The 14,207-nt window shown below is 70.5% G+C and carries 14 protein-coding genes; 6 read left to right on the top strand and 8 right to left on the bottom strand.

The features are described 5' to 3' along the window. Positions 1 to 502 precede the first annotated feature (502 nt). Positions 503 to 1,873, top strand: coding sequence for a peptidoglycan DD-metalloendopeptidase family protein (locus ACFW16_RS34920; protein WP_380313717.1), 1,371 nt, complete (start codon positions 503 to 505; stop codon positions 1,871 to 1,873). On the opposite strand, the gene ACFW16_RS34915 is transcribed toward ACFW16_RS34920, so the two are convergent. The 6 genes from ACFW16_RS34915 to petA all read right to left on the bottom strand — a co-directional run bounded on the left by ACFW16_RS34915 (position 1,870) and on the right by petA (position 7,672). Further along, positions 1,870 to 2,637, bottom strand: a complete 768-nt coding sequence (locus ACFW16_RS34915) for a VOC family protein (protein WP_380313716.1) — start codon at positions 2,635 to 2,637, stop codon at positions 1,870 to 1,872. The two genes, ACFW16_RS34920 and ACFW16_RS34915, sit on opposite strands and share 4 nt — an antisense overlap. Further along, entirely contained in the window at positions 2,637 to 3,197 is a 561-nt protein-coding gene (locus ACFW16_RS34910) for a DUF924 family protein (protein ID WP_380313715.1), read from the bottom strand. The genes ACFW16_RS34915 and ACFW16_RS34910 overlap by 1 nt, the downstream gene beginning before the upstream one ends. Continuing rightward, the gene (locus ACFW16_RS34905) at positions 3,194 to 4,888 is read right to left on the bottom strand and encodes an acyl-CoA dehydrogenase family protein (RefSeq protein ID WP_380313714.1); all 1,695 of its coding nucleotides are present in this window, start codon (positions 4,886 to 4,888) and stop codon (positions 3,194 to 3,196) included. Before ACFW16_RS34905 ends, ACFW16_RS34910 begins: the two co-directional genes overlap by 4 nt. 83 nt (positions 4,889 to 4,971) lie before the next feature. Beyond that, positions 4,972 to 5,790: a cytochrome c1 gene (locus ACFW16_RS34900; RefSeq protein WP_380313713.1), complete on the bottom strand. Its 819-nt coding sequence runs from the start codon at positions 5,788 to 5,790 to the stop codon at positions 4,972 to 4,974. Between the two features lie 2 nt (positions 5,791 to 5,792). After that, on the bottom strand, positions 5,793 to 7,064 hold the full coding sequence (locus tag ACFW16_RS34895) for a cytochrome bc complex cytochrome b subunit (RefSeq protein ID WP_380313712.1): 1,272 nt from the start codon (positions 7,062 to 7,064) through the stop codon (positions 5,793 to 5,795). Between the two features lie 23 nt (positions 7,065 to 7,087). Next, positions 7,088 to 7,672: a ubiquinol-cytochrome c reductase iron-sulfur subunit gene (gene petA / locus ACFW16_RS34890; protein ID WP_380313711.1), complete on the bottom strand. Its 585-nt coding sequence runs from the start codon at positions 7,670 to 7,672 to the stop codon at positions 7,088 to 7,090. Positions 7,673 to 7,856: 184 nt separating this feature from the next. Here petA and ACFW16_RS34885 point away from each other — a divergent pair, with 184 nt between their 5' ends. The 3 genes from ACFW16_RS34885 (at position 7,857) to ACFW16_RS34875 (ending at position 10,643) form a co-directional block, all read left to right on the top strand. Then, positions 7,857 to 8,300 carry a tRNA (cytidine(34)-2'-O)-methyltransferase gene (locus ACFW16_RS34885; protein WP_380313710.1) on the top strand — a complete coding sequence of 148 codons (444 nt, stop codon included), beginning with the start codon at positions 7,857 to 7,859 and terminating at the stop codon, positions 8,298 to 8,300. A 78-nt stretch (positions 8,301 to 8,378) separates the two neighbouring features. Continuing rightward, complete coding sequence (hemF, locus tag ACFW16_RS34880) at positions 8,379 to 9,242, top strand: oxygen-dependent coproporphyrinogen oxidase (protein WP_380313709.1); 864 nt, start codon at positions 8,379 to 8,381, stop codon at positions 9,240 to 9,242. A gap of 105 nt (positions 9,243 to 9,347) precedes the next feature. Then, the gene (locus ACFW16_RS34875; protein WP_380313708.1) at positions 9,348 to 10,643 is read left to right on the top strand and encodes an MFS transporter; all 1,296 of its coding nucleotides are present in this window, start codon (positions 9,348 to 9,350) and stop codon (positions 10,641 to 10,643) included. Between the two features lie 121 nt (positions 10,644 to 10,764). Here the strand turns inward: ACFW16_RS34875 and ACFW16_RS34870 are convergent, their stop codons facing one another. After that, positions 10,765 to 11,433 (bottom strand): hypothetical protein, encoded by a 669-nt coding sequence (locus ACFW16_RS34870; RefSeq protein ID WP_380313707.1) that lies wholly within the window; start codon positions 11,431 to 11,433, stop codon positions 10,765 to 10,767. Between the two features lie 171 nt (positions 11,434 to 11,604). Here ACFW16_RS34870 and ACFW16_RS34865 point away from each other — a divergent pair, with 171 nt between their 5' ends. Beyond that, positions 11,605 to 12,270, top strand: coding sequence for a dihydrofolate reductase family protein (locus ACFW16_RS34865; protein WP_380313706.1), 666 nt, complete (start codon positions 11,605 to 11,607; stop codon positions 12,268 to 12,270). Between the two features lie 44 nt (positions 12,271 to 12,314). Here the strand turns inward: ACFW16_RS34865 and gfa are convergent, their stop codons facing one another. Then, complete coding sequence (gfa, locus tag ACFW16_RS34860) at positions 12,315 to 12,884, bottom strand: S-(hydroxymethyl)glutathione synthase (RefSeq protein ID WP_380313705.1); 570 nt, start codon at positions 12,882 to 12,884, stop codon at positions 12,315 to 12,317. A 138-nt stretch (positions 12,885 to 13,022) separates the two neighbouring features. Between gfa and ACFW16_RS34855 the strand changes: the two genes are divergently transcribed. Continuing rightward, on the top strand, positions 13,023 to 13,961 hold the full coding sequence (locus ACFW16_RS34855) for an aldo/keto reductase (protein WP_380313704.1): 939 nt from the start codon (positions 13,023 to 13,025) through the stop codon (positions 13,959 to 13,961). Positions 13,962 to 14,207 lie beyond the last annotated feature (246 nt).

The following is a 14,207-nucleotide window of genomic DNA, read 5'->3' as shown; positions in this document are numbered from 1 at the left end:
GATCCGTCGCCCCTACACCCGATTCCCCGGGCTCCAGAGCCGCATCCGCCCGTCGCGCCTTCCCCTTCCAGGGCCGGCCCGCCAGGGCAGAAACGTCGATGTAATCCTTCCGACTTCCCAGTGCAATCGGATTTTCATCCGCCGCTCTGTCCGACCCGCCGTTTCGCTTTCGCTCACCGCCGCGTCGCCGTCGGTGAAGCGGGTTATAGGGACGTCGCCGGAGCCTGTCAAACGCTTTGTGACGAAAATTTTTCGAACACCGTTTTCTCCCCGCGAGGTGCTTTCCCGCGCAAGGCAGAGAGGCTCCGAACACCACCGGGCCGGCCCGACCCGGCTACCCTCCTAGATGGAGATTCGCGCGTGCGCGCGCAAGGGGGCCGGTGAGGATTTGGAGCCGCCGGCCGGTTGACCTGATTCCGCCGCTCCCGCATGTTCGGCCGGTGATTCAGGCGCGCCCCGGCCCAGCGGGCGGCCTCCCCCACCGCCCTCGGAGACCGACCCATTGCGAATCGCCCCGCTCGGAGTCCTGTCGCTTCTTGCTTTGGCCGGTCTCGGGGCCGGTGCCTTTCTCCTCCTCCCCAAATCGCCGCATTCCGCCGATGCCGCCACCGGCGGCCCGGCGACATTCCGATCGGATCTGCACGACCAGATCGCCTATGACACCCTGCTGCCGGCCCCGGACGAGCCGGCGGACTGGATGCTGGCGGCCCTCACCGAGGGCTTGAGCCGGCCGCAGGCGCCGCACGGCACCGAACGCCGGGTCGTCGAGGTGGCGGCGGGCGACACGCTGACCGGGCTGCTGACCGAGGCCGGCGTCGCCGACGACGAGGCCCATGCGGCCGCGGCAGCCCTCGACGGTCTGTACGATCCGACCAAGCTGCGAATCGGCCAGCCGGTCACGGTGACCTTCGACCGCAGCGGCGGCGAGCGGGTGCTGAAGGCGGTCAGCCTGATGCCGGAGGTGGACCGCACCGTCACCGCCCGCCGCGCGCCCGATGGCGGCTTCCGCAGCAGCGAGGCCGAGCGGGTGCTGGAGAGCCGGCCCATCGGCATCGCCGGCGAGATCGAATCGAGCCTCTACGCCGACGCGACCGCGGCCGGGGTGCCGGATGCGGTGGTGCTGTCGCTGTTGAAGACCTGGGCCTATTCGGTCGATTTCCAGCGCGACCTGCAGCCCGGCGACCGATTCGCCGTGCTGTTCAGCCAGGACCACAGCCCGGACGGCGGCGTCGCCCGCCTGGGGCCGGTCGAGATGGCGCGGCTCGAGCTCGGCGACAAGACCCTCACCATGTACCGGTTCGAGAGCCGCGACGGCGCGGTCGACTATTACGACCGCGACGGCACCAGCGTGCGCCGGCTGCTGCTGCGCACCCCGGTCGACGGGGCACGGCTGACCTCCCGGTTCGGCGCCCGGCGCCACCCGGTCCTGGGCTACACCCGGATGCATCGCGGCGTGGATTTCGGCGCCCCCAGCGGCACGCCGATCTATGCCGCCGGCGACGGCACGGTGGAGCTGATCGGCACCCAGCGCGGCTATGGCCGGGTCATCCGGCTGCGGCACAACGGCCGGCTGTCGACCGCCTATGCCCATATGAGCCGCTTCGCCCGGCTGAAGAAGGGATCGCGGGTCAAGCAGGGCGATGTGATCGGCTATGTCGGTTCCAGCGGCATGGCGACCGGCCCGCATCTACATTACGAGGTGCTGGTCGCCGGCGCCCAGGTCAACCCGCTGAGCGTCGACCTGCCGACCGGCACCACGCTGGCCGGCCGCGACCGGGCCGAGTTCAGGCGTCGGGTCGAAGTGATCGACCGGCAGTTCCGGCAGCTGACCGAGGAAGCGCCGGTCGCCTCGGTCGGCCGGGTCGACGGCTAAGCTGCGAATCGCAGCGCCAGGCCGGTCCCCGGCAGAGGCGGCACCCGCACCTCGCCCGGATGCCGGCCATGGGCGACATGGCCGGCCCGCAGCGCCGCTTCGCAGGAATCGAGGTCGCTTGTAGCGATGTGCAGCGTCGGCTCCACGCCGGCGCCGAGGGTGAAGCCGCCGATCGCGACCGAATCGCCCTCGCGCCGCGTCCCGTCCAGCGCCGCCCAGGTGGCCAGGGCCGGCTCGGTAAGCGGCGTCGGCAGGTCGAGCCGCAGGATCCCGGTCGCGCCGTTTGCGTGGCGCTCCCATTCCGGCCGGCGCAGCAGCCCGGACGTCCGGTGCTCGGTGGCGAAGAGCGGCAGGCCGAAGGCGTCGCGCCGGGCCGGATAGGCGAGCCGGAAGGAGGGCTGCACCGGCCCCTCCGGCAGATCCAGCAGCCGGGCCAGGTCGCGTGCCGGCTCTCCCCCTGCCCCCGCTGCCTCGAAGGCGGAAGCGGCCGAATCGGCCGAGCGGGTGGCGAGCGCGATCCCCAGCAGCCCCTCGCCGTCCCGCGCCAGGCGCTCGCCGAGGCCGTTGTCGAACTGGCTCGGGTCGAGCACGCCGAGCAGCTCGATGTAATCCGCCTCGAGCATGATGCAGTGGTTGGCGGTGCCCCAGCCGATATGGCGGCCGCGCGGCGTCACGGTGAAACCGAGGCGGCGCCAGGTGTCGCGCGCCGCATCCAGCGCCGCCACCGCCAGGATGACGTGGTCGAGCCCGGTGATCGCCGCCATCAGAAGCCTCCGTGCTCGGCCATATGCGCCTCCTCCTCCGGCGTGCTGGCGCGGCCGAGGATGGCGTTGCGATGCGGGAAGCGGCCGAAGCGCTCGATCACCGCGAGATGGCGCCGGGCATAGTCGACATACTCCGGATCGGCGATCCCGGCGGTCTGCAGCTCCAGGCTGCGCCGCTGGTCGGCAAGATCCTCGCTGTGCTCGAAGGGCAGATAGAGGAACAGCCGGTGGTCGTCGGTCAGCGCCGGATCCCGGTCGAAGCCCCGCTCGACCGCGGCCTTCGCGGCGGCCAGCGCCTTCGGATCGGTGGCGAAGGCGCGCGGCGTGCCGCGGAACAGGTTGCGCGGGAACTGGTCGAGCAGGATGCAGAGCGCCACGGCGCCAAGCGGGGATCGCGCCCACTCGTCGTGCCGCCCGGAAGCGGCCTCCTCGTGCAGAGTCAGAAAGCGGGCGCGGATCTCGGCGTCGAAGCCGGCGTCGCCGGAGAACCAGCGATCCTTCCCGGACTGATCGAACCAAAAGGCCAGCACGTCATGGGCGGAAACGGAAAGCGGGGTCATGCGGGGCAGAGTCCGTAGCCGATGATGTCGTCGAACAGGGCGTGCAGCGGATCCTCGGCGAGGTCCACCATCCCGTGCGGGTCGAGCCGGAGGGCGAAGCGGCCGGCCATCAGCGCCTTGCGCCGGTCGCCTTCGGCCAGGTCGGCCGCGGCCTCCTCCAGCATCAGCGATGCGGCCAGCAGCTCCGCCGCCGGATGCATCAGCCGCCGGGCCAGGCGCGGCCCGTCCTCCGGCCGCGCCCGCAGATGGGCGAAGCCGGCGCGGCAGCCGTCGAGCACCGGGCGCAGCCGCGCCGCGATCGGCTGCAGCGCCCCGGGCGCCGAATCGAGGATGCCGGAGACCCGGTCGAGCAGGGCCCGGTCGCCCGGCAGCTTGCCGATGGTGGCGCGCAGGAACTCCAGCGCCTGGACATTGGCCGGCCCCTCCCACACCGCGGTGACCAGGGCGTCGCGGTAGAGTCGCGCGGTCGGCCATTCCTCGGTGTAGCCGTTGCCGCCGACGATCTCGACCGCCTGGGCGGCGGCCGCCGTCGCCTCGGCCGCGGTCCAGTGCTTGGCCAGCGCCACGGCGGCGCGGCGCCAGCCCTCGACCGCGGGATCCTCGCCCGGCGCCTCGAAGGCGACAGCGGCCTCGAAGGCCAGTGCAGCCGAGGCCTCCTGGGTCGCGGCGAGGTCGAGCAGCGCGTCGCGCATCATCGGCGTCGTCCGCAGGAGCGTGCCGCCGACCCGGCGGTGGCTGGTCCAGGCCAGCGATTCGAGCATGGCGCGGCGGTGCATGCCGGCGGCGCCGAAGGCGTTGTGCACCCGGCTGTATTCCAGCGCCTCGAGCATCGCCTTGAGGCCGTGCGGCGGCGGTGCCACCTCGACCGCCCAGGCGCCGTCCAGCACGGTCTCGCCGGTGGCGAGGCCGCGGGTGCCGACCTTGTCCTTCAGCCGACGGACATGGAGACGGTTCGGCATGCCGTCCGGCAGCATCGACGGCACCAGATAGCAGCCCAGGCCGCGGGCCCCGTCCGGCGCGCCGGACGGCCGGGCGGTGGCCAGCGCCACCCCGGCCCCGGCATTGCTGGTGAACCATTTCAGCCCGGTCAGGCGCCAGGCCGCGCCGTCCGGCTCGGCCATCGTGGTGGTGGCGGCGACGTCGGTGCCGCCATGCAGCTCGGTCGCCCAGGTGCCGCCGGACAGCGCCTGGCCGTCCATCCGGGTCAGCAGCGGCAGCCACTGGCTGCGCACCGGGTCCGGCGCCAGCCGGTCGAGCGCCCAGGCGACGGCGCCGGTCAGCGTCACCGGGCAGTGCAACGACACATCGGCCTGGGACAGCACCCCGCCCATGACGAAGGACAGCAGATGCGGCGCCCGCTCGGCACCGAAGGCGAGGCCGATGACGCCGCGGCGATAGGCGTCGGCGTGGCAGGCGCGGTATTCGGCGTTCAGCACCACCCGGCCGACCGGCGCGCCCGTGCCGTCATGGCTTTCGAGCCGCGGCGGAGCGTGCCGGCTGGTGTAATCGGCCTGCGCCTCGACCGCATCGCCGACCCAGGCGCCGAACTCGGCCAGCCGGTCGCCGAAGCGCGGCAGCAGGTCCGGGCTGCGCCGGGCCAGGCGGCGCTGCAGGTCGCGGTCGGTGGTGAACAGGTTCAGGCCGCGGATCGCGGCCGGAAGCTCGATCGGTCGGGTCTCGGTCCGGTCCATGACGGCCTCCCGGGCAAAACGCCGGCCCAAAATAGCACGAGGCGGTGCAAGCACCGCCTCGTCTGAACCAATCCCGCGCAGGATCAGTGGGCGTTGGCCCAGACCTTGCGCTTCACCGAATAGAGCAGCCCGGCGAAGACGATCAGGAACAGGACCACCTTGACGCCGGTGTGCTTGCGCTGCTCCAGCGACGGCTCGGCCGTCCACATCAGGAAGTTGGTGACGTCCCAGGCCATCTGCTCGTGGGTGGCGTTGGTGCCGTCGCTGTAGGTGACCGCGCCGTCGGTCAGGATGTTCGGCATCGCCGTCACATGACCGGGGAAATAGGCGTTGTAGTTCAGCCCGTCCGGCACCTGCACGCCTTCCGGCGCGTCGTGGAAGCCGGTGAGGAAGGCGAAGACGTAGTTCGGGCCGTCGGTCTCGCCGCCCGCCCCCCGCGCCTTGGCCATCAGCGACAGGTCGGGCGGCACTTTGCCGCCATTCGCCGCCGCCGCCGCCTTGTCGTTCGGGAACGGGTTGTGGAACCGGTCCGCAGGCGTCGCCGGGCGCTCCATCGGCTCGCCGGCGTCGTTGGTGTCGGCGACCTTGTATTCGGCGGCGATCGCCTTGACCTCGTCCTCGCTGAAGCCGAGCCCACCGCCGCCCCCGCCGGGGCCGAGGTCGCGGTAGGACATCAGATGCATCGAGTGGCAGGTCGAGCAGACCTCCTTGTAGACCTGGAAGCCGCGCTGGGCGGAGGCCCGGTCGAAGGTGCCGAAGAAGCCGCCGAAGGTCCAGTTCTGGGCCGGCGGCTCGGCCCCTTCCTCCGCGGCCCGGGCGGCCGGGAACCCGGCGCCGAGCGTCAGCAGGACGGCCGCGGCGGTGAGGACGGATCTGAGCATGATCTTGTCGAGGAGCGGCATGGTCACGCCTTCACCGTATTCGTAGCGGCCGACGGCCCGAGGACGGATTCGCTGATGCTGCGCGGCAGCGGCAGCGGCCGTTCGATCTTGCCCAGGATCGGCAGGATCACCAGGAAGTGCAGGAAGTAGTAGACCATGCCGACTTGGCCGATCAGCACCGGCAGCCCTTCCGGCGGCTGCGACCCGGCATAGCCGAGGCCGATCACCGAGGCGACCAGCAGCCAGAAGCACCAGCGGTAGATCGGCCGGAACCGGGCGCTGCGGACCCGGCTGGTGTCGAGCCAGGGCAGCACGAACAGGATGGCGATTGCCCCGAACATGGCGATGACGCCGAGCAGCTTGGCCGGGATGCCGAACAGGCTGAAGGTGATCGAGCGCAGGATCGCGTAGAACGGCAGGAAGTACCATTCCGGGACGATGTGCGCCGGCGTCTGCAGCGGGTTGGCCTGGATGTAGTTGTCGGCATGCCCCATCAGGTTCGGCGCGAAGAACACGATGAAGGCGTAGAAGATCAGGAACACGGCGATGCCGAAGCTGTCCTTGGCCGTGTAGTACGGGTGGAAGGGCAGCGTGTCCTGCGGCCCCTTCGGGTCGATGCCCGACGGGTTGTTCGAGCCGGTGACGTGGAAGGCGCCGACATGGATGATGACGACGCCGAGGATCACGAAGGGCAGCAGGAAGTGCAGAGAGTAGAAGCGGTTCAGCGTCGGGTTGTCGACCGCGAAGCCACCCCACAGCCAGGTGACGATGTTCTCGCCGACCAGCGGGATGGCCGAGAACAGGTTGGTGATGACGGTGGCGCCCCAGAAGCTCATCTGGCCCCAGGGCAGCACGTAGCCCATGAAGGCGGTGGCCATCATCAGCAGGAAGATCAGGACGCCGAAGATCCACACCAGCTCGCGCGGGCTCTTGTAGGAGCCGTAGTAGAGGCCACGGAAGATGTGGATGTAGACGGCGATGAAGAACATCGACGCGCCGTTGGCGTGGATGTAGCGCATCAGCCAGCCGTAATTGACGTCGCGCATGATGCGCTCGACCGACTGGAACGCGTAATCGACATGCGGCGTGTACTGCATCGACAGGAACAGGCCGGTGGCGATCATGATCACCAGCATCATGCCGGCGATGGCGCCGAAGTTCCAAAGGTAGTTGAAGTTCCGCGGAGCCGGGTACTCGCCGTACTCCTTGTACATCATCGAGAAGATCGGCAGCCGCGAGTCGATCCAGCGGATCGCCGGGTTCTGGAAGGTCGAGGGCTGGGCTGAGTGTGCCATGGCAAATCTCCGGAACGAGCGGCTCAGCCGATCTTGACCTTGGTGTCGGCGGTGAAGGCGTAGGTCGGCACCTCGAGATTCAGCGGTGCCGGGCCCTGCCGGATGCGCCCGGAGGTGTCGTAGATCGACCCGTGGCAGGGGCAGAACCAGCCGCCGAACGGGCCGCGGTTCTCACCCGGGTTCTGGCCCAGCGGGATGCAGCCGAGATGGGTGCAGACGCCGACGACCACCAGCCATTCCGGTTTCTGCACGCGCGCCGAATCGGGCTGCGGGTCCGGCAGCTGGCTGAGCGGGACTTCTTCGGCGGCCTTGATCTGGTCTTCCGGCCGGTGGCGGATGAACACCGGCTTGCCGCGCCACTTCACGGTCAGCGACTGGCCGACCGCCACCGGCGTCAGGTCGACGTCGATCGTCGCCAGGGCCAGGACGTCCTTCGACGGGTTCATGCTGTCGATCAGCGGCCAGGCGACGCTGGCGACGCCGACGGCGCCCACCGCGCCGGTCAGGAGATACAGGAAGTCGCGTCGAGTGCCCCCTTCCCCGGATGCGTGATCCCCGGTCGGCGTATGGCTCGGGCCCGGCGTGCCCTGGAGGGTGGTATCCGACATTGTTGCAACGGTCCTTCTTGGTCGACCTTATCTTCCCCCGCGCCTCCGAGCTGGCTTCGGGCCCGGGCGACGACGCCGTATCCCGGGCAGGAGGCGGCCTGGGGTCTATACAATGCCATTCCGACCCTTGCAATTCGCTAGAACCACCCAGCGACGCAGCACCGCGGCACCAGCAGAGCCAATCATGCGCCTCGTCCTCTACGAACCCGACATCCCGCAGAACGCGGGTACGATGATGCGGCTGGCGGCGGCGCTCGGCGTCGCCGTCGACCTGATCGAGCCCTGCGGCTTCCTGGTCGACGACCGGCGGCTGCGGCGCGCGGCCATGGACTACGCGGATTTCCTCGATCTCACGCGCTGGACCAGCTGGCGGCGCTATGCCGAGGCGACCCATGCCGGGCGGCTGGTGCTGCTGACGACGAAGGCCAGCCAGCCCTATACCGGCTTCGCCTTCGCCGCCACCGACCGGATCATGGTCGGGCGCGAGAGTGCCGGCGTGCCCGACGCGGTGCATGCTGCGGCGGATGCCCGCATCGTCATCCCGCTGCGGCCGGAGGCGCGTTCGATCAACGTCGCGACCGCGGCGGCGATGGTCCTGGGCGAGGCGATTCGCCAGGCCGGGCCCTGACCCGCCTGCGGCGGGATGGCCATTTCCCGCCCATGGCGCGCGTCCTATGGTGCCGGCGCAGCAACAAAGGCCCGCCGCATGAGCCCGACACCGCCCGACACGACCGAGGCCCGCAAGGCCGAAGCCGCCGCCTGGTTCGCGTTGCTGCGCGACCGGATCTGCACCGCCTTCGAGGCGATCGAGGACGATCATGCCGGCCCGCTGTCCGACCGGCCGCCGGGCCGCTTCGAGCGCCGCGCCTGGGACCGGCCGGGCGGCGGCGGCGGCGTGATGTCGACGATGCGCGGCCGGGTGTTCGAGAAGGTCGGCGTCAACATCTCGACCGTGCATGGCGAGTTCTCCGAGGCGTTCCGGGCGCAGATCAAGGGCGCCGAGGGCGACGGCCGGTTCTGGGCCTCGGGCATCAGCGTCGTCGCCCATCTGCAGAGCCCGCTGGTGCCGGCGGTGCACATGAACACCCGGCGGATCGAGACCTCGGTCGGCTGGTTCGGCGGCGGCGCCGACCTGACGCCGATGCTGCCGGACGAGACCGACAAGGCCGAATTCCATGCCGCGCTGCAGGCCGCCTGCGACCGGCACGACCCCGGCTACTACCCGCGCTTCAAGGAGTGGTGCGACAGGTACTTCTTCCTGCCGCACCGGGACGAGCCGCGCGGCGTCGGCGGCATCTTCTACGACAATCTCGACAGCGGCGACTGGGAGGCCGACTTCGCCTTCACCCGCGATGTCGGCCTGGCCTTCCTGGACGCCTATCCGCGCATCGTCCGCCGCCACATGGACCGGCCCTGGACCGAGGAGCAGCGCCAGCACCAGCTGCAGCGCCGCGGCCGCTACGTCGAGTTCAACCTGCTGTACGATCGCGGCACCACCTTCGGGCTGAAGACCGGCGGCAACACCGAGGCCATCCTGATGTCGCTGCCACCCCTGGTCGCCTGGCCGTAGAGATCGGCGCCGGGCGGCCCTGGTCTGCCGATCTGTGGGTGGACAGCCGATGCGGGCCGTCGTGAATTCCCTCCCCTGGACAAGAATCCCACGGGAGGCGCAGGAATGGCGGCGCAGGCTTCGGATCCCATCAGCGTTCGCGGAAGCGAGCGGCGGCACGCCATCGCCGCGGCCACGATCGGCAACGGGCTCGAGTGGTTCGACTTCACGGTCTACGGCTTCTTCACCCCGATCATCGCCCGGCTGTTCTTCCCCGCCGGCGACGACCTGACGTCGATCCTGCTGACCGTCGGCACCTACGGCGTCGGCTTCTTCATGCGGCCGGTCGGCGCCGTGGTGCTGGGCGTCTATGCCGACCGGGCCGGGCGCAAGGCGGCGCTGACCCTGACCATCCTTCTGATGGCGATCGGCACGGCCCTGCTGGGCTTCGCCCCGACCTACGCCCAGGCCGGGATCGTCGGGCCGCTGGTGATCGTGCTGGCCCGGCTGATCCAGGGCTTCTCCGCCGGCGGCGAGATCGGCGGCGCCACCGCCTTCCTGATCGAGTACGCCCCGCCGCGGAAGCGCGGCTTCTACGCCAGCTGGCAGCAGACCAGCCAGGCCCTGGCCGTGGTGCTGGGCGGCGTCTGCGGCACCATCGTCACCCAGGCGCTGGACCCGGCGGCGATCGACAGCTGGGGCTGGCGTGTGCCGTTCCTGTTCGGCCTGCTGATCGGCCCGGTCGGCTTCTACATCCGGGCCCGGATCGACGAGACGCCGGTCTTCACCGACGACCGCACCCGCAAGAGCGAATCGCCGCTGCGCGACGCCCTGGCCGAGCATCCGCGCGGCATCGCCTCGGGCTTCGGCGTCACCATCCTGTGGACGGTCTGCACCTATGTGCTGCTGTTCTACATGACGACCTACGCCGTGAAGCAGCTCGGCATCTCCCTGGCCGACGCCTTCGTCGCCACCACCATCGGCGGGGTGGTGCTGATGCTGGGCTGCCCGGCCGCCGGCGCGCTGTCCGACCGGATCGGCCGCAAGCGCCTGCTGCTGGCCGCCGCGATCGCCATCGGCGTGCTGGTCTGGCCGCTGTTCGCCTGGGTCAACGCCACCCCGACCCTGGCCGTGCTGGCGACGGTGCAGGCGATCCTGGGGCTGCTGCTGGCGGCCTTCACCGGGCCGGCCCCGGCCCTTCTGGCCGAGCAGTTCCCGGCCGGGCTGCGCTCGACCGGCCTGTCGCTGGCCTACAACTTCGCGGTCACCATCTTCGGCGGCTTCGCGGCGGTGATCGTCACCCTGCTGATCGAGGAGACCGGCAGCAAGCTGGCGCCGAGCTTCTACGTCATCGCGGCCGCCGTGGTCAGCGCCCTGACCCTGCTGGCCATGCGCGATCGCACCGGCCAGCCGATCGACTGAGACCGGTTGGTGATGGCGGCTTCGTAGGTTGGGTTCGCGGCAAGCGAACCCAACAATGGTGCGACGGCGGGATGTTGGGTTCGCCATGCGAACCCAACCTACGCGGTCGGGCCACAGCGCCTTAGCTACTGTCCGGCTTCGATGGCTCCGGCGGGGGCCGGCCGGTGTCGGACGCGTCCGGCTCGACGGACCAGTCGTCCATCGGCTCTAGATCGGCGGCCTCGGTCTCCGCCGGGGCCGGCGTCTCGGCGGCCGGCGGCTCGAACATCTCGTCCCAGCTGCGCGGCAGCCGGATCGGGTCCGGCGGATGGCCGATCTTGCGACACACCGCCTGCACGAACTCCGCCGCCGACAGCGTGTCCAGCTGCGCGTCCAGGATCTCGTCCTCGACCAGCGCCTCCCACGCCAGCGACCGCATGCACTCGGCGTCCAGACCCACCTCGGGCCGCGCCGCCGCCGCGGCCACCATCCCGGCCGCACGCTCCCGCCGCTGCCGCCGGTGCTGCTCCTCGCCCGACCCGGTGCGCTCTTCCCGCCGCTTCGTGAAGCCGGTGCGGATCCGCTCGGTCAGGGCGATCGTCAGCCGTATCGAACGGGTGAGCCGCGCCTGGATCAGCCCGAAATCGGGCGGCGCCTTCGGGTCCAGAGGCGCCCGCTCCTGCTGCCGCTCGGTCATCCGCTTGCAGCGCATGTCGATCTCGGCCGCGTCGCGCAACAGGCGCAGCGCCCAGCCCGTCCAGTTCATGTCGGGATCGGTCGGCCGGTTCGGCTCGGAGGGCGCCTCGTCCATGGAACATATCATGAACGAGGCGCATGGCTCAGGCAATGAAACATTGTGTTCATACGCCCAGCGCTGGGATGGACGCAGAAAAGCGGGACGCCGTGTCGGACCGCCGCCGCCCCGGCCGTCCTTGGGTCGATCCCGGCGTGCGAGACGCCGCCATTCGACAGGAGAGACACGATGAGGAAGGTCGTCACCGCCGCGTTCCTGAGCCTGGACGGCGTGATGCAGGCCCCGGGCGGGCCGGAGGAGGACCCGACCGGCGGCTTCGCGCTGGGCGGCTGGACGTTCCATCACTGGGACGAGGCCATGGGCAAGGCGATGGACGAGACCTTCGGCGCGCCCTTCGACCTGCTGCTCGGCCGCAAGACCTACGAGATCTTCGCCGCCCACTGGCCGCATGTCGGGCCGGACGATCCGATCGGCAAGGCGTTCAACGCGGCGACCAAATACGTCGCCACCCGCTCGGCCGCGCCCCTGGCATGGCAGAACTCGGTGGCGCTGCGCGGCGACGCGGCCGAGGCGGTCGCCGAGCTGAAGCGGCACAGCGGGCCGACCCTGCTGCTGCAGGGCAGCACCGACCTGATCCAGACCCTGCTGGCGCACGACCTGATCGACGAGTTCCGGCTGATGACCTTCCCGGTCGTGCTGGGGTCCGGCAAGCGGCTGTTCGGCCGCGGCGCCATCCCGGCCGGGATGGCGCTGGTGAGCAGCCAGGCGTCGACCACCGGGGTGGTGATCAGCAGCTATGTCCGGTCCGGCGAGGTGACGACCGGATCCTTCGCTCTGGGCGAGCCGTCCGAAGCCGAGCTGGCCCGGCGCGAACGGATGCGGCGGGAAGGGTGAAGCCGAGAGGCCGCCGGGTCCGGCGGCCTCCGCGGCATCGGCAGCTAGGCCGGCAGGGCTCCGGAGCGCTTGGCGGTCCAGGTGGCGACGTAGTCCATCAGCCCCGGCGACAGGCAGTCATAGGGCGGCAGCCCCAGCTCCTTCAGCCGGGCGCGCACGCCCTCCATCCGGCTCGGGTCGACGCCCGCTTCGATGATCGAGGAGACGAATGCGGCGAAGGTCGGCTCGGCATAGCCGCTGTTGTCGAACCGCTCGGGATGGATGAAGGACAGGCCCTTGAACGGGTGGTCGCGCTCGACCGGCCCGTAGAGATGCACGCCGCACTGCTTGCAGGCGTGCCGCTGGATCAGGGCGTTCGGATCGACCACCGCGAGCTTGTCGCCGTTCTCCAGCACCGTCACCTTGTCGGTCGGCACCACCGCGACGACCGAGAAGGCGGCGCCCTGCGGCTTCCAGCACTTGGTGCAGCCGCAGGCATGGTTGTGGGCGACGTCGCCCTCGATGCGCACCTTGACGGGACGATCGGTGCACAGACAGGTCAGCGTGCCGCCCTGGAAGCTGCCGGACCCGCGGCGCACGCCGCCGTCGACGACCGGGTGTATGGACTCGCTCATCGCGTTTCTCCCCTTGATGTTCGTTGACCCGGATGGCCGTTCCGCAGGAAGTGTCGGACATGTGCGGCGGAATCTCTATTGGACCCTCGGACGAGAAATGGTGCCAAGATCGGGGATCCGCCCAGCCCGAGGAGAGCCATGTTCGACCCCGTTGAGCGCCGCCCGGTCGGCCGCACCCCGCTGCGCGTGTCCCGCCTGGGCATCGGCGGCGGCAGCCTGTTCAGCTCGATCGGCGACGCCGCCGTGGCCGCGCTGGTCGACCATTGCTGGGAGCGCGGCCTGCGCCATTTCGACACCGCCGCCCTGTATGCCGGCGGGGTCAGCGAGCAGCGGTTCGGCGCGGCGCTGGCGGACCGGCCGCGCGGCGAGCACGTGCTGTCGACCAAGGCCGGCCGCACCACCGAGGACGGGCAGAACCGGTTCGACTACACCCGCGACGGCACCTTGCGCTCGGTCGAGCGCAGCCTGGCGCGGCTGAAGCGCGACCGGCTGGACATCGTCTTCATCCACGACGTCACCCCCGACCTGCTCGGCGACGCCTATGACGCCCGATTCGCCGAGGCGATGGACGGCGCCTACCCGGCGCTGGCCGAGCTGCGCAGCCGGGGCGTGGTCGGCGCCATCGGCGTCGGCGTGGGCAATTGGGAGGTGTGCCAGCGCTTCGCCGCGGCCGGCGAGTTCGACTGCATGATGCTGGCCGGCGGCTACACCCTGCTGAAGCAGGATTCGGTGCCGTTCCTGGACGACTGCGTGGCGCGCGGGATCTCGGTGCTGGTGGCGGCGCCGTTCAACACCGGCATCCTGGCCACCGGCGCGGTCGAGGGCGCGCGTTACCAGTACAAGCCGGCGACGCCCGAGGTGCTGGAGCAGACCCGGCGGATCGAGGCGGTGTGCCGCCGCCACGACGTGCCGCTGCCGGCGGCGGCGCTGCAGTTCCCGCTGCGCCACCCGGCGGTGGCCAGCGTCGTCGTCGGCCACCAGTCGGCCGAGGAGGTCGACCGCAACCTGGCCCTGCTGCGGCGGGACATCCCGGAGGCGCTGTGGGCCGAACTGGCGGCGGAGAGCCTGGCGGCCTGAGATCGAGTCTCGAGGAGAGGACTCTTTTCAGAAATCGATCATCTGAACCGACACCTGCTTTCTATCCTCCCCCTCCCGCAAGGGGCTATCGGTTTCACATATCTTCGAGCGCTATCAAATTGCCTCTCCCGCAAGCGAGACCTTTTCGGAATGTCTCTTGGGCTATTTTGGGGGCCAGCAAAGGCATCGACCGAAAGAGAAATGAGTCCCCCCTCCCCTCGCGGGAGGGGGCTAGGGGGAGGGGGT

Origin of the sequence: Inquilinus sp. NPDC058860, assembly GCF_042743185.1 — a bacterium.
Taxonomy (GTDB): domain Bacteria; phylum Pseudomonadota; class Alphaproteobacteria; order DSM-16000; family Inquilinaceae; genus Inquilinus.
The sequence above is the reverse complement of the archived record's forward strand: the minus strand, read 5'-3'. Positions and strand labels throughout refer to the sequence as shown.

What these genes read in the sequence shown, in the direction of transcription:
- ACFW16_RS34900 (WP_380313713.1), bottom strand. Translation starts at nt 5,790, where the DNA reads ATGCCGCTCCTCGACAAGATCATGCTCAGATCCGTCCTCACCGCCGCG.
- ACFW16_RS34875 (WP_380313708.1), top strand. Translation starts at nt 9,348, where the DNA reads ATGGCGGCGCAGGCTTCGGATCCCATCAGCGTTCGCGGAAGCGAGCGG.
- ACFW16_RS34915 (WP_380313716.1), bottom strand. Translation starts at nt 2,637, where the DNA reads ATGGCGGCGATCACCGGGCTCGACCACGTCATCCTGGCGGTGGCGGCG.
- gfa (WP_380313705.1), bottom strand. Translation starts at nt 12,884, where the DNA reads ATGAGCGAGTCCATACACCCGGTCGTCGACGGCGGCGTGCGCCGCGGG.
- ACFW16_RS34905 (WP_380313714.1), bottom strand. Translation starts at nt 4,888, where the DNA reads ATGGACCGGACCGAGACCCGACCGATCGAGCTTCCGGCCGCGATCCGC.
- ACFW16_RS34870 (WP_380313707.1), bottom strand. Translation starts at nt 11,433, where the DNA reads ATGGACGAGGCGCCCTCCGAGCCGAACCGGCCGACCGATCCCGACATG.
- hemF (WP_380313709.1), top strand. Translation starts at nt 8,379, where the DNA reads ATGAGCCCGACACCGCCCGACACGACCGAGGCCCGCAAGGCCGAAGCC.
- ACFW16_RS34855 (WP_380313704.1), top strand. Translation starts at nt 13,023, where the DNA reads ATGTTCGACCCCGTTGAGCGCCGCCCGGTCGGCCGCACCCCGCTGCGC.
- ACFW16_RS34895 (WP_380313712.1), bottom strand. Translation starts at nt 7,064, where the DNA reads ATGGCACACTCAGCCCAGCCCTCGACCTTCCAGAACCCGGCGATCCGC.
- ACFW16_RS34910 (WP_380313715.1), bottom strand. Translation starts at nt 3,197, where the DNA reads ATGACCCCGCTTTCCGTTTCCGCCCATGACGTGCTGGCCTTTTGGTTC.
- ACFW16_RS34865 (WP_380313706.1), top strand. Translation starts at nt 11,605, where the DNA reads ATGAGGAAGGTCGTCACCGCCGCGTTCCTGAGCCTGGACGGCGTGATG.
- petA (WP_380313711.1), bottom strand. Translation starts at nt 7,672, where the DNA reads ATGTCGGATACCACCCTCCAGGGCACGCCGGGCCCGAGCCATACGCCG.
- ACFW16_RS34885 (WP_380313710.1), top strand. Translation starts at nt 7,857, where the DNA reads ATGCGCCTCGTCCTCTACGAACCCGACATCCCGCAGAACGCGGGTACG.